The following is a 19,271-nucleotide window of genomic DNA, read 5'->3' on the forward strand; positions in this document are numbered from 1 at the left end:
TCCCCCGGCGACGCCGCGTACCTCCGACCGAAGGTCACGAAAGGAGGCACGATGCGGTTCCGGTTCGGGGAACTCCTGGTGCTCGGCGTCTTCCTCTTCGCGGCGGCCGTCACGGTGATCGTGGTCGTCCCCAGGAGCGCCTCGTCGGCCCAGACGGGCTGGACACAGACTCCGTACGGCCCGCTGGGCCCGGCCGACCGCGACCTGCTGGTCAGGGTGCGCTGGGCGGGGCTCTGGGAGATCCCCGCCGGGCGCTGGGCCCAGGACCGGGCCGGCAGCGAGAAGGTCAAGGACGTCGGCAGGCACCTGGTGGAGGACCACACCAAACTCGACGCGCAGGTCAGGGAGCTCGCCGCCAAGCTCGGCGTCCCGCTGCCCGACCAGCCGAACCCGGACCAGCGGGGGTGGCTCGACGAGATGGCCGCCGCGCGCGGCCCCGAGTTCGACCGCGTCTTCGCGGACCGGTTGCGGGGCGCCCACGGCAAGGTGTTCACCTTCGTCTCCGCGGTCCGCGCCGGCACCCGGAACAGCCTGGTCCGCGAATTCGCCGGGCAGGCCGTCGACGTCGTGATGAAGCACATGACCCTGCTCGAAGGCACGGGCCTCGTCGACTACTCCGCCCTCCCCACCCCCACCGTCTAGAAGGTGCATCTATGCGAAAACGGCTCATTCTCGCCATTGCGGGCGTGCTGATCGGAGGCTCGCTGAACCCGCTGGCCGGTGGGGCCCGGCCCGCCCTCGCCGACCACTGCGATCCGTCCGTCCAGGGCGCGGGGTGCGAGGACGTCGGCCCGTCCCTGGAGGACTTCGCTGACATCCGGCGGGTGCCCCCGGGCGACGGCGGCGTACGCGCCGGGCGCGGCTCGTTCACCTCCCGCTGCGGACGCAACGAGAACGGCCACCGCAACTCCGACAACCACATCGTCGCGCCGGGAGTGTCGAACGGCGCGCACCACGTCCACGACTACGTCGGCAACCTCACGACCAACGGGTCCTCCACCGACGAGAGCCTCGCCGCGGGCGGCACGACCTGCCGGCTCGGCGACAGGTCCACGTACTTCTGGCCGGTGCTGCGCAGCCGGCAGGGCCTCGGCGCCCGGCCGTCCGCCTCCCCCTCCGCCTCTCCCCCGGCCTCCCCCACCGAAGCCGCCCAAGCCGCCGAAGCCACCGGCATCCAGCAGGACGCGACGGCGGAGGGCGTGCCAGGACAGGACGTGCCAGGAGAAGATGTGACGGCGCAAGACGTGACGGCGCGGCACACGGAGGAGCCGGGCGGCGCGGCCGAGGGCAACGTCGGCACGATCCTGCTCCCCCGGTCGGTGACGCTGCAGTTCCGCGGCAACCCCGTCAGCAGGGTCGTGGCGATGCCGAGGTTCCTCCGGCTCATCACCGGGGACGCGAAGGCGGCCACCAACGGCGGCGTCAACGCCCGCGCCCAGTGGACCTGCAGCGGCTTCACGAACCGGCTGACCGGCGGATATCCGCTCTGTCCCCGGGGCAGCCTGGTGCTGCGCGTGCTCGACTTCCCCAGTTGCTGGGACGGCCAGAACACCGACAGCGCCAACCACCGGACCCACGTCGTCTTCCCGGCCCGGAACGGCGCCTGCCCGGCGGGCACCCGGGCGATCCCGCAACTGCGCATGACGCTGGCCTACTCGGTGCCGGCCGGGCCGTCGTTCGCGGTGGACAGCTTCCCCGAGCAGCGGCACAACCCGATCACCGACCACGCCGACTTCGAGAACGTGATGCCCGACCGGTTGATGCGGTCGGTGGTCACCTGTATCAACCGCGGCCTGCGCTGCTGAGCCGCGCCCCGATCGTGCCGTTCCCCGCCCGGTCCTCACGCAGGCCACCCCCACCCGAGGGCCCCACCCAAGGGCGGGGAACGGCGCCTCCACACCCCCCAAGGCAGTACGACGGAGGAAATCAGTGCCCAACAGACGGGCTTCCCGGCACACCCGCCCGACTTCCGGCCTCGACCTCGAACGGCGCGGCGTACGCGTCGGCCTCGGCGTCGTGGTCGCCCTGGTCATCACCGGCGGGCTGGCCGCCACCCGGACGGCCGGCGGCTCGGCGTTCCTGGCCGAGGCCCAGTCGTTCCTCACGTTCTACGCCGGCGTCTTCTCGCTGGTCGGCCTCACCACCACGGTCGCCCTGGGCCTGGCGGCGACCGACCGCGTGATCCTGCCCATCGCGCAGCGGGTGCGCGTGCAACTCATCCACCGGGCCATGGCCCTGCTCGGCATCGGTTTCCTCATCGTGCACATCGGCATGAAGATCGCCGCCGGGCTGGTGCCGCCGTACGGGTCGGTGGTGCCGTCCACCAACGTGTACGTGTCGATGGGGGTCGTGGCCTCCGACCTGTTCATCGTGATCATCGCGACCGGCGTCATGCGGGGCAGGTTCGCCCAGGCGGAGCGGCCCTGGCTGTGGCGGGGGCTGCACGACCTGGCGTACCTCGCCTGGCCGGTGGCGATCCTGCACGGCCTGACCGCGGGCCGGGCCGCCGCGCCGTGGGTCACCTTCAGCTACGTGGCCTGCCTGGCGGCGGTCGGCGCCGCCCTCCTGATCCGGCTCGCGGCCGCCACCCGGCCCGCCCGGCAGGCCGCCACCGGCGACTGGGCCGCAGTCCCCGCCGCAGTCCCCGCCACAGCCCCCCACGCCGCCGCCGACAGCACCGCACGCCGTACGACCCGCGAGGACGAGAACCAGCGAACCGGCGAGCGAACGGCGCGGCCGGTCAGGCCGCAGGCCCGGCCCGAGGTGGCCGTCCTGGCCCGCACCGGCACCGATCCCGCCACCCCCGACGCCCCGCGCTACATCCTGCGGGACGTCCTGAGCGACGCCCCGAGTGACGCCTTGAGTGATGCTCCGCCCACCCCCCAGGAACCCCGCCTCCGGAGGATCGTGTGATTCCCTACCGCGTCTCCAACGTCCGGCGGCTCGGCCCGTCCCGGCTGACCGCCGGGCTCGACGAGCATCGCAGGCTCGACCTCAACGCCCATCACAAGTACCACGACCGGCTGCCGGGCCAGACGGTCGACGCGCTCATCTCGATGGCCGAGGAGGTGGACCTGCGGGGCCGGGGCGGGGCCGCGTTCCCGTTCGCGCGCAAGCTGCGCGCCGTGTCCGCCCGGGACGGCGAGACGGTCGTGCTGGTGAACGCCGCCGAGGGCGAGCCCGCCAGCCTGAAGGACAAGACACTGCTCACCCGGGCGCCGCACCTCGTGCTGGAGGGCGCCCTGCTCGCGGCGAGCGCACTCGGCTCCCGTGAGGTGGTGGTCGCGGTCGGCGCCGGCGAACTGGCCGAGGCCTCGGTCACCGCCGCCGTGGCCGAGCGCGGCCTGACCGGCCTCGTACGCGTCGCCGCGATCGAGGAGCGGTTCGTCTCCGGCGAGGGCGGCGCGCTCGTCCGCGCCGTCAACGGCGAGATCGGGCTGCCGCCGGGCCGCAAGGTCCGCTCCAGCGACAGCGGCGTGTACGGCCTGCCGACCCTGCTGTCGAACACCGAGACCTTCGCCCAGCTCGCCGTGCTGGCCGAGCTGGGGCCGGAGGAGTACGCCGCGGTCGGCACGGTGCAGGAGCCGGGGACGATCCTGCTGACGGTCGGCGGTTCGGTCGGCGCTCCCGCGGTGGTCGAGGTGCCGCCGGGGGTGCCGCTGGCCGACGTGCTGAGCCTGTGCGAAGCGAAGGTGGGAGACGGCCTGCTGCTCGGCGGATATCACGGCACCTGGATGTCCGCCGAGGCGGCGTACGGCACGGTCCTGTCCCGGCGCGGCGCGAAGGAGGCGGGCGGCGAGCTGGGCGCGGGCATCGTGGTCGTGCTGGGCGAGGACACCTGCCCGCTCGGCGAGACCGCGCGGGTGGTTGGCTACCTCGCCGCGCAGTCGGCCGGGCAGTGCGGCCCGTGCCGCCTCGGCCTGCCCGACCTCGCGCGGGCCTTCCGGCAGCTCCAGGACGGCGATCCGGACGGCCCCGAGGTGGTCCGCCGGGCGGCCGCCGCCGTGAAGGGCCGGGGCGCCTGCTTCCACCCGGACGGCTCGGCCCGGTTCGTGCTGTCGGCCCTGGACGCGTTCGCCGAGGACGTGGAGGAACACCGCTTCCACGGCGGCTGCGGACGGGAGACGAAGGGCGTGCTCCCCCTGCCCGTGGAGGAGGCGCGGGACGTCCGGCTGATGGTCGACTGGACCCGCTGCCAGGGCCACGGCCTGTGCGCGCATCTCGTGCCGGAGCTGGTCAAGCTGGATCACCACGGCTTTCCGGTGTTCATGGACACCGGCGTGCCCTCGTGGCTGCTCGGCGACGCGCAGAAGGCGGTGGAGATGTGCCCCGCGCTGGCCCTGCGGGTCGGCGCTAAGTGAGAGGCGCGAAGTGAGACAGACACGAGGGACGAAGTGATGACACTGTAACCAACCGGACCGGATCAGCACGCGTCTCACGAGGAGATCACCACCTCGGGAGTACGACCATGATCGACAGACGGAGCTTCCTTCGCGTCTCGGCCCTCGCCGGGACCGCCGCCTTCTCCGGCGCCTTCTCCGGTACGGCGTTCGCCGCCGCGGGCCCCCGTCCGGCCGACTGGTCCGCGCTCGGCCGGGGGCTGGAGGGCGGGCTGATCCGGCCGGGCGACGCGTCGTACGACAACGCGCGCCACGTGTTCAACGCGGCCTTCGACTCCGTACGGCCGGCCGGGGTGGCGTACTGCACGGGTGCGGCCGACGTGGCGGAGTGCCTGGCGTTCGCGCGGCGGTTCGGCGTGCCGGTGACCTCCCGGTCGGGCGGCCACAGCTACGCGGGCTGGTCCACGGGCACCGGGCTCGTCGTCGACGTGTCGCGGATGAGCGGCGTGTCGTACGCGGGCGGCCACGCCACGGTCGGCGCCGGCGCGCGCCTGGTCGACGTGTACGCCAAGCTGGCCGCGCGCGGGGTGAGCATCCCGGCGGGCTCCTGCCCGACCGTCGGCGTGGCGGGTCTCACGCTGGGCGGCGGCATCGGCGTGGTGTCGCGGCAGTACGGCCTGACCTGCGACGTGCTGGAGTCCCTGAAGATCGTCACGGCCGACGGGAAGACGCTGACCTGCTCGGAGACCTCGCACCCGGACCTGTTCTGGGCCTCCCGGGGTGGCGGCGGCGGCAACTTCGGCGTCGCGACGTCGTTCACCTTCCGCACGCACGCGACCCGTCAGGTGACGCTGTTCTTCCTGCACTGGCCCTGGTCGAAGGCCGCCGCCGTGCTCAAGGCGTGGCAGGGGTGGGCGCCGTCCGCCCCCGACGCGCTGTGGTCCAACTGCCACCTGAACCACGACCCGTCCCCGGACGTGATGGTCGGCGGCCTCTACCTCGGCGGAAAGGCAGCGTGCGAGAACCTGCTGCAGAAGCTCGCCGACCGGGTCGGCTCCGGCCCAAAGACCCGTTATGTCGCGGTCTCGGCGTACGACCACGCGATGATGGTGGAGGCGGGGTGCTCGTCGCTGACGGTGGCGCAGTGCCACCGCCCCGGCACGCTCCCCGGGCAGAACGCGAGCGGGAGGCTCGTCCGCGACTCGTTCACCGCGAAGTCGCACTTCGCCTACACGCCGCTGTCGTCCGCCGGGATCAAGGCGCTGCTGGCCCAGGTCGCCGCGCCGGGACGGCACTCGGTGCTGCTCGACGCGCTCGGCGGCGCCGTCGCCCGGGTCCGCCCGGACGCGACCGCCTTCCCGCACCGCAAGGCGCTGTTCAGCGTGCAGTACTACGCCCACAAGTCCGGCGCCGCCGCCTGGACCCGCGCCGCCCACGCCGCCATGCGGCCGCACTTCGGCGACCACGCGTACGTCAACTACGTCGACCCCGAGCTGAAGAACTGGCGGCAGCAGTACTACGGCGCGAACGCCGCGCGCCTGGCCGAGGTCAAGGCCGCCTATGACCCCGGCCGCCTCTTCCGCCTCCCCCAAGGTGTTTAGACGTACGCGCGCCGGTGATCTATCCGGTGAAAGCGGCGCGGTGGTCGTGCGCCCAGACGGCGAAGGTGCGGGGGGCTCTGCCCAGCACACGCTCGACGTCACCGGTCACGGTCGCGTTGCGGCCCTCCGCGACGAGCCTCGCTCCGGCGACCGCGGTCTCGACGAAGACGGGATCCAGTCCGGCGGCGCTCAACCGGTCGCGGTAGTCGTCCAGCGGCACCTCCACGGTCTCGACGGTCCGGCCGATCGTCTCCCCGAGCCGTACGGCCATGTCGGGGATGCTCAGGGGTTCCGGACCGGTCAGGGTGTACACGTGCCCGTCGTGCCCGGGCGAGGTCAGCGTCCGCGCCGCCACCTCGGCCACGTCCGCCGGGTCGACGACGCCCTGGGCGCCGGTTCCCATCGGGTTGGGGATCGGCCCGCCGGCGCGGACGGCCTCGGCCCAGCGAAGGGTGTTGGAGGCGAACCAGGAGGGCCGTAGCACCGTCCAGGCCAGGCCGCCGGACCGAACCGCCTGTTCTCCGGGAAGGTGCCAATCCCCCGCCCTGCCGTCGGCGTGGTCACCCGTGCCGATCGCCGAAAGCTTGACCGCTCTGGGCACGCCGGCCGAGCGCGCCGCGGCGAGCATCGCCTCGTCGTGCTCGGCCATCCAGGGCCCCGGCGCGCTGAGCATGAACACGGCCGTCGCTCCCTCGGCCGCGACGACCAGCGACTCGGGATCGGTGAAGTCTCCCCGCACCACCTCCACTCCGGGAGGAGGCGACGCGATTTTCCCGGGGGTCCGCGTCATCGCGCGCACCCGCTCTCCACGGGCCGCCAGCAGCCGGACCACTTCCCGGCCGATGGTGCCGGTGGCACCAGTAACAAGGATCACGAACGCCAGACTGCCCGCGTGCCGCCGTCATCGATAGGAAAAATCGGCACGGCTCCCCCCGGTAGCGTGGGGTCATGACCGCTGGGCCTGTCACGCTGGTCGAGGACGTCCACGATCTGAGCGGGGCGACCGGAGACGAGCTCGTCCGTCTCCCGGACACCGCCACCACCCTGGTGTTCCGCGGCACGGCGGCCGGTCACTGCGACCTGCTGGTGGCGGGCCCTCGGACGAGGGCCTCCTATCACGCCGGCAAGGACCTGCCGATCTGCCTGAGGGTCCGGCTGCGGCCCGGCATGGCCCGGCCTCTGCTGGGTCCGCCGATCAGCGAGCTGGTGGATCGGGTGACGCCGCTCGCCGACCTGTGGGGCGCCTCCGCGGCCCGCCTCGAACGGCGGCTGGCCGACCTCGAAGGTGACCGCCACCTCATCGTCCAGCACATCGAGGCAGCCTTACGTGCCCGCATCGGCACCCGGCCACCGGACGATCTGACCCGTGCTCGCCTGGTCCACAGCGCCGCCGGGGCGTTGTCGGCCCGGCGGCCGATGTGCCTGCCCGATCTCGCGCACCGCATGTCCGTCAGCGAACGCCACCTCCGCCACCTGCTCACCGAGGACGCGGGGCTCCCGCCCAAGTCCTTCGCGCGTATCGCCCGCCTCCGCGACGCGCTCACCCGCGGCCGGGTCCGTTCCGGGCGACTGGCACAGCTCGCCGCGACCACCGGGTACTACGACCAGTCCCACATGACCGCCGAGTTCTGCAGCATGATGGGCGTCCCCCCAGGGGCGTTCTTCGCCGGACGGCTCCCGACCCCCCAACCCTGCTGACCCGGCGCGATGCCCAGGCTCCCATCATTGAGTCGCGTGATGATCGGGGCGTTCTGCTGGTGGTCCCGCGAACGTTGCTCCCTTTCGGTGACGATGTCACATGTCGTCGGGCAGCAGCCGAAAGGCCTTGTGCGTAGTCAGAGGGCGCAACGCTCGGAAATCACGGCGGTCCAGCGTGAGCATGGCGTCGGTCCGGAACTCCGCGGCAAGGACGACGTTGACCGCGTCGGCGAGGTCCAGGTCCAATGAGGCGTAGCGGTGCCGCAGCAGACACGCCGCATCCAGGACCTCTGTCGAGACTTCCGGAATGTGGAAGCGCAGACGGTGCGCGTTGGAAAGGATGAAGGCGATGATCTGCGTCCGAGCGGCGGAACCGAAACGGACCTTGGCCAGGTGCTCGACTTCCGCCAACACCAGTGGAGAGACGACCACGGTCCCAGCCTCGCGGAGAACGGTCTGACAGCCGACGCTGTCAGTGGCGTTCCGATCAGAGGCGGCGATGATGCCGGAGGTGTCGGCGATGACGATCACCTACCTGTGACCTCCCTGGCCACTACCGACGTGATCTCATCGTTGGTGACCGGCTCACCGCTGCCCTCGAAGGTCGGCCAGTCCAAGGGCTCGTCCCACACCCGGTTCGCCATCGCAGCGAGATGGATTCCTTCACGAATGATCTCCGCCTCGGGAATGCCGCGGCGCTTGGCGGCTTCCTTGATGAGGGCGAGATCTTCAGGATCGGCGTAGACGTTCGTCCTCTTCATCGACATGTACCAACGCTAACACATGTACTGGTATCGACAGGAGAGTGCCCGTGGCTCGCACCGAGTATTACGACGACCCGGCGGCGCCCGAACCGAACAGCCTTGTCGTGGGCGTCTCCGCCGTGGTCAGTGATGAGAAGGGCCGCATCCTGATGCAGCGCCGGGCCGACAACGGCCTGTGGGCGCTCCCCGGAGGCGGGATGGACCTGACGGAGTCAGTCCCGCAGACCGCCGTACGCGAGGTGAAGGAAGAGACCGGTTACGACATCGAGATCACCGGCATCGTCGGCTTGTACACGGACGCCCGCCACATCATCGCGTACACCGACGGTGAGGTACGCCGGCAGTTCAATGTCTGTCTGACAGCCCGCCGTACGGGGGGCGCCCTCACCGTCAGCGACGAGTCGACCGAAGCTCGCTGGGTCACCCGGGACGAGGTCGCACAACTTCCCATGCATGAGACGCAGCGGCTGCGGATCACGCATTTCCTGCAGAACCGCAGCCAACCCCATATCGGATAGCCCCGGCTGGGCGAAACGGCGGTCCGAGCACCTCGCCGTAGCACTGGGACGGCGAAGGACGATCGCGGCGCGGCTCAGATTGTTTGATATCCGACCGATATCGGCCATGAGCTGCTGCTGCATTTGGCATTTGATTTCACGGAATTGGCAACCCAAGGGCCGTAAACCGTGGTGTAGCCACCGCTACTGTCCTGGCAGAAGAGCACGACCCGCGTCTGAGTCACTCCGGTACCGCTGCACGTCGCCCAGCCGGTGCCGCCGACGACGCCGATCTGCGCGCTGGTGCTGCAGGTCGGCGCCGCCTGGGCGGGAGCAGTCGGCGACATCAGCGTTGTCGCGGCGGCGATCGCGGCCATCGCGGCCGCCGAAACGCCGAACTTCTTGATACGGCCCATTAGTTGCCTCCTTCGGTGCCGTGTTTGCTTCTTGATGGTAATCACAGCTTTGGGGGGATATCCATAGGGGGTGATAGACGATTTGAATGAGCGGTTTACGGGCTGGCCACAGGACCGAAGATTGAAGTCCGGAACAGGAAATCAATTCGTCGGTGGCCCGGCGGCGAGGCGGTCGAGCCATTCGCCGAGCACGTGACGCTCACCGTCGGTGAGGGCCGTGGCGTCCGGCAGGGTGGCGCGCAGCGCCACCGCCGCCGCTGCCGGCCCGGGGGTCTCGACGGCGGGGGCGTCGGTGGTGACGGCGGCGATCGCCGCGTCGCGGGCCGCCTCGGACAGGCGCATGTCACGCCGTTCCTCCGGCATGGCGAGCAACGTGAAGACGACCCCGGTGCCGGCGGAGTGCACGAGGTCCGCCGCCAGGCGCTCGCCGACCTTCAACCGGCCCGCGGCGGCGATGTCGCGGATGCGCTCCCCCAGAATGCGAAAGGCGACGGCCGAGGCGGGTGACTGCCGCCCCGGCTGGGGATCGCCGTACATGAGCGAGAACAGGGCGGGATTGGCCAGCCCGAAGCCGACGTGCAGGTCCCATCCGGCCCGCAGTTCCTCGACCGGATCGCCGGCGAGCGGACGGGCCTTCTTGTCCCGCAGATATGAGGTGAAGCCGAACTCGGCGACCGCATCGAGCAGGCCCTCCTTGTCGCCGAACAAGCGGTAGATCGTCGGAGCCTGGGTGCCCGCCGCGGCGGCCACCGCTCTGGTCGACAGGGCGTCGCGTCCGCCACTGGTGAGCAGTGCCGCCGCGACCGACACGATGTGCGCTCGTACTCGGTCGCGACCGGCCGTCTCGCCCCCAGGATCACTCATGCTTCCAACGATAGCAAAGAGTTGCTATCGGTGATTTTCCAGTGTTAGCGTATCAGTGATATCACCGATAACACAGGAGCACGTTGTGATCATCGTCACCGGAGCCACCGGTCAGCTTGGCCGCCTTGCCGTCGAGCACCTGCTCGCGCGGGTTCCCGCCGAGCGGGTCGGCGTCAGCGTGCGCGAACCCGGGAAGGCCCAAGACCTCGCGGACCGAGGCGTCCGCGTCCGGCAGGGCGACTTCGACGACCCCGCGAGCCTGGCGTACGCGTTCGAGGGCGCGGCGCGGGTGCTGATCGTCTCCGGCCCGGCGGACGCCGCGCCGCACCGTACGGCGATCGAGGCCGCCAGGGACGCGGGCGCCGGGCGGGTCCTCTACACCAGCCACATGGGGGCGAACCCGGCGTCTCCCTTCCTCCCGATGCCGTCCCACGCGGAGACGGAACAGGACCTGCGGGCGTCAGGGATGCCGTTCACCGCGCTGCGCAACGGGTTCTACGCGGACACCATCGTCCGGGTCATCGGCCAGGGGCTCAGGAGCGGCGAGATCGTCGCGCCCGCGGACGGGCCGGTCTCCTGGACGGCCCACACCGATCTCGCCGAGGCGGCCGCCGTCGCGCTGACCGAGGAGGGCCGGCTCGACGGCGTCACCCCACCGCTGACCGGCCCCGAGGCGCTGGATCTCGCGGACATCGCCGCGATCGCCTCCGAACTCACCGGGCGCGAGGTCGTCCGCGTCACCGTCCCGGACGACGAGTGGGTCGCCGGCATGGTGGCGCGCGGCATCCCCGAGGCGCAGGCACGGTTCATGCTCGGCATGTACGAGGCGAGCCGTCAGGGCGAGTTCGCCGAGGTCGGCCCCGCTCTCGGGGACCTGCTCGGCCGTAAGCCGACGGCGTTCCGCGACGTGCTCGCGGCAGCACTCGCGACCTGACCGGCCGTCACGTTCGACCCGTTTCCGCCCGTTCGATTCGCGTGATCATTAGATTACGTCGGACCGAGCGGTTCCAGGGAGTGCGGACATGGGCAGGCGCAAATACCGGGACGAACGTCGTCACTACACGTACATCGAGGCCGTGGTGCTCGACCGCGTTCTCGACGAGAACACGCAAGCGGCGCTGCGGATGCTGCCGGGGCAGCCGATGGTGACCCCGGCCTCGTTCTCCGCGTCCGTGGACTGGGACGACTACACGCGGGAGATGGAGCGGTTCGTCGAGCGGACCTTCGACGCCTGGCTGTTCTTCGACAACACCGGTCCCCGTACGGTCGCCTTCCGGATCCCCGGCACGGCGCTGTCCGCGCAGGCGGTCGCGCCGTACGCGCACGGCGACGTGCTCGAAGGGCTGAACGTGGAGACGAGCGGCGACGACCTGCTCCTGCGGCTGCGCATGTACGCCGAGGACTCCGAGTTGTTCAACCTGCACGAGACCGGCGCGGGATGGCTCCAGGACATCCTCCCGGTCCGTGCGGAACTGATGTCGGGCACCCTCGACGCCCTGGAGCTGGCACCGGTGGTGGGCACCCACTGGGACGAGATCGAACGCGACGTGTCCGCCGAGTATGGGCTGTCGCAGGCCTCCCGCGTCCTGGCCGCGTACCTCCAGGTTGCCCCGGAGGAGCTGAAGCGCCTGGCCGCCAGGCGAACCCAAGCCCGGCAGACGGAGTTGCCCCCGGGGTGGCTGTCCGGCTGTTCCGATCGCGAACCGGTGGCCCGCTGGGAGTTCGCCGCCGCCGATCCCCGCAAGTCCTTCGAGATCACCCTGGGCCGGCTGCCGGGCGGCTGCGAGTACGGCGACTGGTACGTGACAGCGACCGAGCCGCGCGGCAGGGACGTGGCCTTTCGCGCCGAAGACGACGCCCGCAAGGGTTATCACGACGAGGCTCTGCGGCTGCAACGGCTCAACGACCCCGGTCGCTGGCGGCGACTCGACCAGACCGGGTGAGCCACACCGGACCCGGAACGCGCGAACCGCGCCGGCGAAACTTTCACCGGCCGGGACCGCTCACCAGCGCGCCCATCCCGCCCGCGGCGCCGAAGGGTGGTCAGCGGAAAACGGCGAATCTACGATGACCTCGCGCCCCAAGATCGTCCCCGTACGCGGGGATCGGATTCCCGCACTGTCGCTGTTCATCAGGCGCTCTTAGGAGGCGCGAATGGCCCAGCACGACGAACCGTACGGAAGATCCCGGCGTGGTTCGCTCGCCGGACGGCTGCTGATGCTGGTGGCGCTCGTCGCCACGGGGATCGGCCTCGACGCGGCGGCGGCCCATGCCGACACCTGGCGGACGGCGACCGGCTCGGCATGGGGCCAGACGCAGGCGTCGGCCTCGGCGGCGGCCCAGACGAGCGCCCGCACCGCCCTCACGCAGACGGCCGCCCAGCTCGGGGAGGTCTGCACGGACGTGACCTCGTCGGCCACCCTCGCGTACACCGTGCCCAGCGGGGGCGGCTACGTGTACAACGGGACCGCGACGGGCCTGTGCGCCCCCGCGCCGCCACCGCCGTCGTACACCGTGCCGCGCACCGCGACGGCACGAGGTCAGGCGAGCACCTACTCAGTGGCCGTGCAGAACGGCGGGGCAGCGGCGCGTGCCTCCGTCCTCGCGGCCGGAGGCGACTGCACCGGCTTCCAGACGACCGGCGTGACCTACGTGTACGCGGCTCCCGACGGAAGCTGGTACATCTACGACGTCACCGTGTCCGCTCTCTGCGTGCACTGAGCTCTCTGCGTGCACTGAGCTTTCGGACGATCGCGGGGCGCGAATCGTCGGCGACGGACCCCGTGGCCGACGCTTCCCGCGTTATCAGGCGTCATTCTTTCAGGCGGCCTCGTTTTCCGGATCGATTTCCCTGTCGGGACACCCGGCGACCTCCCCATGGCCAGTTATACAGTGTCAGGAAAACGTGTGAGGAGGCCGAAAATTCTGGTCGAATGGCTGGCAGCGGTGGCCGCGGCGGGCGGAACCGCGGTGGTGCAGGCCGCGGGCACGGATATGTGGGTGAGCGTGCGGCAGCGGGCGGCAAAGGTGCTCAGCCGCGACGATCCCGACCGTGAGCAGGCGGAACTGCTGCGGCTCGATCAGACCGCGACGGAGCTCGCCTCGCTCACCCCCGGGGAGGCGGCGCTGACGCGGGCCCGGCAGGAGGCGTCCTGGACGGCCCGATTCGAGATGCTGCTGGAGAGTCTCGGCGAGGCCGAACGCGAACAGGTCGCCCGCGAACTGAACGACATCGCCGACCAGGCTCGTCAGGCATCGGTGGGAGGAGTGTCGGGAAACGTCTTCCAGGGACCGGCCGCATTCCAGGTCGGCGACCACAACCGTCAGGACAACCATTTCGGGCCGAGGCCATGACCCGCGACTCCGAATCAGGTGGAGACGGAGTATCGGGAAACGTCTTCCACGGCCCCGCTCCCTTCCAGCTCGGCGACCGCAACGTCCAGATCAATCACATCCACCACGCGACGCCGCATCGCCGCCCGCTGGTCCTCGCGGGTGCGACACTGTCGACCCGGGAAGAACTCGCCGCCGTCATCCGCCGCGCCTGGGCCGCCGCGAGGCGCCAGTTCTTCGAGGGCGCGGCCGCGACCGGCGCGCCCTCCGACGGCTGGCTCGGTCTCCTCGCCTGGCTGCGCGATCTCGACGGCCTCACCGCCGACGACCTGACCGCTCAGATAGAACTCATCGACCATCGGCTCCGGGACGACGCCCTCCCGGCCGACCTGAAACTGCTTCACCTGCTGGGCTGGCTCGATCCGGAGGGAGAAGCCGTCTGGCGAGGAACGGTCGTGACCCCGGAGTCGCTTTCCGAGGCCTGCCGGATCGGCCGTCTGGAAGAAAGCGGCCCCGAATGGGAGCTCTACCGCGACCTTTGCGAGGGCGGTCTGCTGGACGCCCTGTCCGCGTTCAGCGGGCTGCGCGCGCTGCGCGGAACGCAGCGGGCCTGGGACGAGGCCTGGGATTCGTGGCGGCGGCTCGCCGCTCAGGTTCCCGGGCTCCCGCCCGAAGCCCGGGAATGGGCCGCGAGCGGGGCGCGCGGGCTGCTGCTGGCGGCCCTTCTGCCCTACGCGGAGGCCAGGACGTGGTTGCGCGCCGGCCGTGAGAGCGTGACGCCACCCCCTGCCGGTGAGATCGAGTGGTACGACTGGTTGCGCGCGCGGGACGGCGGCTCGGAAACCCCTGTCGGATGGCTCGTGCGCGCCGACTTCGCCGCCTTCGCCGCGGCCCAGGCGGCGCAGCTGCGCCGGCAGGCGGAGGCCGACCGGCAGAACCAGCGGATACGGACCGCGCTCGACTCCGCCTCCGCTCTGCGGCAGCGGCAGTGGGCCGACTACGAGAGTTGGCGGCTCTCGCCCGCTGCCCGGCTGGAAGCGGTCATCCGCGCGACGCTGTGGCTCGGGGCCTGGGGCGCGGCCACGATCCCGGTGGCCTGGATCATGTGGGGCTGGATCCGGGCGGACATCGCCGCGACGCTGTCCTGGTATCTCGTCACGCTGACCCTGGCGGCGTACGCGGGGTGGCTGCCAAGAGTCATACGGCTCGGCGCGGCGTACCAGCCTCCGCTGCAGCGCGTGCGCGAGTGGGCCGAGGAGGCCAGGGCCGACCGCGAAAGAACTCGGAGGGGTCTGTTCAGGGCCGGCTTCGTGGTCGGATTCCTGCTGGTTTTCGGGGTGCTCCTCAATGACGTCGGCGTCATCCTGACGACGATTCTCCTCATGCCGTTGCTGGGCGCGGCGTTCCATTTCCCCCGCAAGGGGGCGATCCACGACTGGGCGGACGATCACCGGGAACGACTGCGGGACTACCGGTCCAGGCGGGCCGGCGCAGGCGACATCCCCCAGCACATCGCCGAAGGTGTCCGATCGCCGTCGGCCAGGGTCCGGGCCGACGCCTACCAGGCGTATATGCGCCAGTTCACCGGCCTCGACCACAGGGAAAAGGACGAGTAGGTGCCGCGCGGCGCGACGGTGTCCGCGCTCTGCGTGCAGTAGCGCGGACACCGGGCGGCGTCCACTCTCGCGTCAGGCCCTGGGGGGCCGCTGTCTCTGGGAGCCGCCGGCCGCGAGCGGGAGACTGCGCAGCGACAGAGCGCTCGGCGGAGGCAGGACTTCGTGAGCCGCCTCGGCGCGGAATGACTGGAGCAGGTACGCCACCAGGCGCCGGGACGCGGCACTGTCATGCGGCAGCGCGGTGACCAGACCACAGTGGGACAACACGGCCACGACAAGGTCGGAAGGGTGGAAATCGGCCCGGAGCGCGCCCGCTGCCTGGGCCCTGCGGACCAGGGTCATGAGGTCCCGCTCGGTCCGTTCCCGGGCCTGCATGTGTTCGGCCATGCTGTCCGGGAAGGCGGCCATGAACGCCGCCGGAAAGCCCTGTTCCTCCCGCTGAAGCTCGCAGACCGTCTCGACCAGTCGCTGAAAACCCCGCCAGGGGTCGGGGTCGGCCAGCGCCTCGGTGAGCGCTCGGGCACAGGTCTCCATCTGCTGCGCGAACGCGGCCCGCACCAGGTCATCCCGGGTGGGGAAACGCCGGTACAGCGTCGCCACGCCGACCCCGGCCCTTCGGGCCACGGTCGCCATGGGCGCGTCGATCCCGTGCTCGGCGAAGACCGCACGGGCGGCGACGAGGATGCGCCCCCGGTTGCGCCGGGCGTCGGCCCGCAGCCCCGGGCCCGCGATCCGAGAGGATTCCTCCGCCACTGTCTCTCACCTCCGGTCCAAACGGACGGTGCCGTCCAGTTAAGAGCCTACGCTCGGGGCCGGATACCCCGCACGGCCACTGGAGACGAAGGTGAGAACGATGGACGACCGCACGATGAGAGCAGTGCTTTTCGACCGCTTCGGCGGCCCCGAGGTGCTGTACGTGGGCCGGGTGCCACGCCCCGAACCGGCACCCGGCGAGGTACTCGTGCGGGTGCGCGCGTTCAGCGTCAACGGCGGCGAACTGGCGGCCCGTTCCGGCCGCCTCCGTCTCTTCACCGGACGGAAGTTCCCGCAACGCGTCGGGTTGGACTTCACCGGCGAGGTCGCCGCGCTCGGCGCCGGCGCGACGGGCGTCGCGGTCGGCGACCGTGTGTGGGGCGTCGTGGGCCGCACCGGATTCGGCAGCGCCGCCGAATACGTGACAGTCCGCACCGAGCGGATCGGCCGGGTCCCGGACGGACTCGATCTGGTGGAAGCCGCCGCGCTGCCGGTGGCGACCACGGCCATCACGGCGCTGCGCGACAAGGCCAGGCTGCGTCCCGGCGAACGGCTGCTCGTACGGGGCGCCGCGGGTGGCGTCGGCAACGCCGCCGTCCAGCTCGGACGGGCGTACGGTGCCGAGGTCACGGCCCTGGCCCGCGCCGCCAACCTCGACTTCGTCCGTACGCTCGGCGCTCACCACGCCACCGACCACCGGAGCGTCTCGCCGAGTGACCTGGGCCTGTTCGACGTGGTCCTCGACACCGCGGGCACCGACCTGCGGGCCTTCCGGCGCCTGCTGACGCCCGGCGGGCGCATGGTCACCATCGCCTTCGACCTGACACGGCTCGCCGCCTCACTCGGCTACATCGCCGCCAGCGCCGTGCACGGGCGCGGCCGGGTGCGCTTCTTCAGCGGCAACCCCAAACGGGCGCTCTTCGACGACCTCGCGCGCGAGGTGGCGGAGGGGAGACTGCGCCCTGCGGTGGACACGTGCTTCCCCTTGGAAGAGACAGCGGCGGCACACCGGGCGCTGGCGGCGGGCGGGGTTCGAGGCAAGTACGTCGTCAGGGTCGACTGAGGGCGGTTCCCGGGGCGGTCACGAGCCCGTCCGGACGCCCAGGGGACGGAAGGGGGACGGAACGCCGACGCCGCGCCCCTTCTTCCTCTTCGCGCCTTCGCCGTAGTGGCACGTGCTCGGCGGTGGCCGGGCCCGGTGGCGGTCAATAAGATCCCGTACTGACCTGACCTTTCGGGACATCTCAGCGGGGGCCGAGCGATGTCGCACTCTGGTACGAACGGCGGCGAGGCGGGGAGCTTACCCTCCGGCCTGCGTACGGGTGATCCGGCCCAGGTGGGGCCGTACCGGCTGGTGCGCAGGCTGGGCGAGGGCGGCATGGGCGTCGTCTACCTCGGCGAGGCGCCGGACGGCACGCGGGTGGCGGTCAAGCTGCTCCACCACACGATCGCCGCCGACCCCGACTTCCGCCGCCGGTTCCGGCGCGAGGTGGAGGCGGCCAAACGGGTCGCCCGCTTCTGCACCGCCGCCGTGCTGGACGCGGAGGTGGACGGCGAGACCGTCTACCTGGTCACCGAGTACGTCCCCGGGCCGACCCTCCGGGAGGCGGTCGAGCGGGACGGGCCGCTGCGCGGCTCCAGCCTGGACGGCCTCGCGGTCAGCGTCGCGACCGCGCTGCGGGCCGTCCACGCGGCGGGCATCATCCACCGCGACCTGAAGCCGGGCAACGTCCTGCTCTCCCCCATGGGCCCGAAGGTCATCGACTTCGGGGTGGCCCATGTGACCGACACCGGCACGCACAGCAGCGCCGTCGTCGGCACCCCCGCGTTCATGTCGCCCGAGCAGTTCGACGGCAGCGCGCTCACCCCCGCGTCGGACGTCTTCGCCTGGGCGGGCACGGTCGCGTACGCGGCCACCGGCCGGGCGCCGTTCGGCAACGGGCCGCTCCCGGTCGTGCTCAACCAGGTCATCAACGGGGAGCCGCGACTGGACGGCCTGGACGGGCCGCTGCGCCCGCTGATCGAGCGCGCCCTGGCCAAGGACCCGGCCGTACGGCCGACCGTGCCGGAGATCCTGGACGCCCTTACCGGCTCCCCCGCCGGGCCGGAGGTGTGGGTCACCACCCTGCCCGGCGGGCGGAGAAACCGACGGGGGCTGGTCGCCGGAGCCGCGGCCGGGGTCGCCGCGGTGGCCGTGATCGCGACGGTGATCGCCGTACGACCTTGGGATGGCGACGCGCCGCACGCGGGGACCTCCGTGACGTCCACGCGCTCCGCCGCGGTGGCCGGAGGTGACCCCGCGCCGGCCACGTCACAGGCGCCCCAGGCGGGCGGCGACGACCCCGGCAGGGGAAACCCGCTGCGCGAGCCCGGCGTACGGTTCGCGTACCGGGCGGATCCGGACGCGCGGCGCCAGGCGAACATCTGGAACGCGCAGGGCAGGAAGGCCGACGCCGCGCTGATGCGCGCCCTGGCGGCGGTGCCGCACCCCGTGAACCTGAACGCGTCGGCCGACGAGGCAGGCCGTACTGTCGCGTCCGCCATGCGGGCGGCCGCCGCGCGGCACGCCGTCGCGGTGATCGTGACCGACCAGGTGCCGAAGAAGGACTGCTCCAAGTGGGGCGAAGCGGACGAGCGGGCGTACCGCGCCTGGATCGACGCGGTGGCGAAGGCGATCGGCTCGGGCCGGGCGGTGGTCGTGCTGGAGCCGAACAGCCTGACCAGGATTCCGGGATCCGACAGTTGCCCGGCCGGGGGCAGGGCGGCGGCGGCCGAGCGTTACCGTGAGCTCGGATACGCGGTGAACCTCCTGCGGAGGCTTCCGCACACGGCGGTGTATCTCGACGGCGGCATCGAGGGCTGGCCGGGCATGGCCGAGATCGCCGACCGGCTCCTGAAGGCCGGGGTGGCGCGAGCCGACGGGTTCTATCTGAACATGTCGGACTATCAGGAGACCGACCGGCTCCTACGGTATGGGGAGAGCCTGTCCCTGTGCCTTCATGTGAAGACGAAGGACCCCGGGAGCGCCTGCACCGGCGCGGAGATGGGGGCGGTGCCGGCCGGAGCGCCGCTGACCCACTTCGTCCTCGACAGCAGCCGGAACGGCAGGGGCGGGTGGGAACCGCCGAAGGGTAAGTACGCCGACCCGGAGAAGTGGTGCAATCCGCCGGGCCTGGGCGTGGGACCCCGTCCGACCACCGAGACCGGCAGCGAACTGGCCGACGCGTTCCTGTGGCTCCGCGCCCCCGAGCGGTCGAACGGCCAGTGCACCCGCGGCGGCCCGGGTCCCGAGGACCCCGAGTGGCGCCAGGTGGACCCGGTCGGCGGCACCTGGTGGGCCGCTCTCGCCCTCGACCGCGCGAAGAACGCCGTGCCTCCGCTGCGCTGAC

At 71.7% G+C, this 19,271-nt stretch carries 20 protein-coding genes; 14 read left to right on the forward strand and 6 right to left on the reverse strand.

Annotated features, from left to right (window positions below; genetic code table 11):
* The first annotated feature begins 51 nt into the window (after positions 1-51).
* From F5972_RS01215 to F5972_RS01235, 5 genes are all read left to right on the forward strand, one after another.
* Complete coding sequence (locus F5972_RS01215) at positions 52-642, forward strand: DUF4142 domain-containing protein (protein ID WP_150930206.1); 591 nt, start codon at positions 52-54, stop codon at positions 640-642.
* 11 nt (positions 643-653) lie between these two features.
* Positions 654-1,805, forward strand: a complete 1,152-nt coding sequence (locus F5972_RS01220) for a DUF1996 domain-containing protein (RefSeq protein ID WP_150930207.1) — start codon at positions 654-656, stop codon at positions 1,803-1,805.
* Between the two features lie 124 nt (positions 1,806-1,929).
* On the forward strand, positions 1,930-2,913 hold the full coding sequence (locus tag F5972_RS01225; protein ID WP_150930209.1) for a hypothetical protein: 984 nt from the start codon (positions 1,930-1,932) through the stop codon (positions 2,911-2,913).
* The gene (locus F5972_RS01230) at positions 2,910-4,361 is read left to right on the forward strand and encodes an NADH-quinone oxidoreductase subunit NuoF family protein (protein WP_191909887.1); all 1,452 of its coding nucleotides are present in this window, start codon (positions 2,910-2,912) and stop codon (positions 4,359-4,361) included. The genes F5972_RS01225 and F5972_RS01230 overlap by 4 nt, the downstream gene beginning before the upstream one ends.
* Before the next feature lie 107 nt (positions 4,362-4,468).
* Positions 4,469-5,941: an FAD-binding oxidoreductase gene (locus F5972_RS01235; protein ID WP_150930211.1), complete on the forward strand. Its 1,473-nt coding sequence runs from the start codon at positions 4,469-4,471 to the stop codon at positions 5,939-5,941.
* Positions 5,942-5,960: 19 nt separating this feature from the next.
* Here the strand turns inward: F5972_RS01235 and F5972_RS01240 are convergent, their stop codons facing one another.
* Positions 5,961-6,815: an SDR family oxidoreductase gene (locus F5972_RS01240; protein WP_150930213.1), complete on the reverse strand. Its 855-nt coding sequence runs from the start codon at positions 6,813-6,815 to the stop codon at positions 5,961-5,963.
* 74 nt (positions 6,816-6,889) lie between these two features.
* On the opposite strand from F5972_RS01240, the gene F5972_RS01245 reads away from it, so the two are divergent.
* Positions 6,890-7,639 (forward strand): helix-turn-helix domain-containing protein, encoded by a 750-nt coding sequence (locus F5972_RS01245; protein WP_150930215.1) that lies wholly within the window; start codon positions 6,890-6,892, stop codon positions 7,637-7,639.
* A 96-nt stretch (positions 7,640-7,735) separates the two neighbouring features.
* On the opposite strand, the gene F5972_RS01250 is transcribed toward F5972_RS01245, so the two are convergent.
* Entirely contained in the window at positions 7,736-8,170 is a 435-nt protein-coding gene (locus F5972_RS01250; RefSeq protein ID WP_150930217.1) for a PIN domain-containing protein, read from the reverse strand.
* Positions 8,167-8,406 (reverse strand): ribbon-helix-helix domain-containing protein, encoded by a 240-nt coding sequence (locus F5972_RS01255; RefSeq protein ID WP_150930219.1) that lies wholly within the window; start codon positions 8,404-8,406, stop codon positions 8,167-8,169. The genes F5972_RS01250 and F5972_RS01255 overlap by 4 nt, the downstream gene beginning before the upstream one ends.
* A gap of 44 nt (positions 8,407-8,450) precedes the next feature.
* Between F5972_RS01255 and F5972_RS01260 the strand changes: the two genes are divergently transcribed.
* Positions 8,451-8,921 (forward strand): NUDIX hydrolase, encoded by a 471-nt coding sequence (locus F5972_RS01260; RefSeq protein WP_150930221.1) that lies wholly within the window; start codon positions 8,451-8,453, stop codon positions 8,919-8,921.
* 74 nt (positions 8,922-8,995) lie between these two features.
* On the opposite strand, the gene F5972_RS01265 is transcribed toward F5972_RS01260, so the two are convergent.
* Positions 8,996-9,316, reverse strand: a complete 321-nt coding sequence (locus tag F5972_RS01265; protein ID WP_150930223.1) for a hypothetical protein — start codon at positions 9,314-9,316, stop codon at positions 8,996-8,998.
* Positions 9,317-9,457: 141 nt separating this feature from the next.
* Positions 9,458-10,180 (reverse strand): TetR/AcrR family transcriptional regulator, encoded by a 723-nt coding sequence (locus tag F5972_RS01270; protein ID WP_150930225.1) that lies wholly within the window; start codon positions 10,178-10,180, stop codon positions 9,458-9,460.
* An 85-nt stretch (positions 10,181-10,265) separates the two neighbouring features.
* Between F5972_RS01270 and F5972_RS01275 the strand changes: the two genes are divergently transcribed.
* From F5972_RS01275 to F5972_RS01295, 5 genes are all read left to right on the forward strand, one after another.
* Positions 10,266-11,114, forward strand: a complete 849-nt coding sequence (locus F5972_RS01275) for an SDR family oxidoreductase (RefSeq protein WP_150930227.1) — start codon at positions 10,266-10,268, stop codon at positions 11,112-11,114.
* A gap of 88 nt (positions 11,115-11,202) precedes the next feature.
* Positions 11,203-12,123 (forward strand): hypothetical protein, encoded by a 921-nt coding sequence (locus tag F5972_RS01280; protein ID WP_150930229.1) that lies wholly within the window; start codon positions 11,203-11,205, stop codon positions 12,121-12,123.
* A gap of 211 nt (positions 12,124-12,334) precedes the next feature.
* On the forward strand, positions 12,335-12,901 hold the full coding sequence (locus F5972_RS01285; RefSeq protein WP_150930231.1) for a hypothetical protein: 567 nt from the start codon (positions 12,335-12,337) through the stop codon (positions 12,899-12,901).
* Positions 12,902-13,087: 186 nt separating this feature from the next.
* Positions 13,088-13,534, forward strand: a complete 447-nt coding sequence (locus F5972_RS01290; protein ID WP_150930233.1) for a hypothetical protein — start codon at positions 13,088-13,090, stop codon at positions 13,532-13,534.
* Complete coding sequence (locus F5972_RS01295) at positions 13,531-15,129, forward strand: tripartite tricarboxylate transporter TctB family protein (protein WP_150930235.1); 1,599 nt, start codon at positions 13,531-13,533, stop codon at positions 15,127-15,129. The genes F5972_RS01290 and F5972_RS01295 overlap by 4 nt, the downstream gene beginning before the upstream one ends.
* Before the next feature lie 72 nt (positions 15,130-15,201).
* Here F5972_RS01295 and F5972_RS01300 read toward each other — a convergent pair whose 3' ends face one another.
* Positions 15,202-15,882 carry a TetR/AcrR family transcriptional regulator gene (locus F5972_RS01300; RefSeq protein WP_150930236.1) on the reverse strand — a complete coding sequence of 227 codons (681 nt, stop codon included), beginning with the start codon at positions 15,880-15,882 and terminating at the stop codon, positions 15,202-15,204.
* 100 nt (positions 15,883-15,982) lie between these two features.
* On the opposite strand from F5972_RS01300, the gene F5972_RS01305 reads away from it, so the two are divergent.
* Both F5972_RS01305 and F5972_RS01310 read left to right on the forward strand, forming a co-directional pair.
* Positions 15,983-16,945 (forward strand): NAD(P)-dependent alcohol dehydrogenase, encoded by a 963-nt coding sequence (locus tag F5972_RS01305; protein ID WP_150930238.1) that lies wholly within the window; start codon positions 15,983-15,985, stop codon positions 16,943-16,945.
* Positions 16,946-17,143: 198 nt separating this feature from the next.
* The gene (locus F5972_RS01310) at positions 17,144-19,270 is read left to right on the forward strand and encodes a glycoside hydrolase family 6 protein (RefSeq protein WP_150930240.1); all 2,127 of its coding nucleotides are present in this window, start codon (positions 17,144-17,146) and stop codon (positions 19,268-19,270) included.
* Position 19,271 lies beyond the last annotated feature (1 nt).

Origin of the sequence: Microbispora cellulosiformans (assembly GCF_008728085.1) — a bacterium.
In the GTDB taxonomy this organism is placed as follows: domain Bacteria; phylum Actinomycetota; class Actinomycetes; order Streptosporangiales; family Streptosporangiaceae; genus Microbispora; species Microbispora amethystogenes.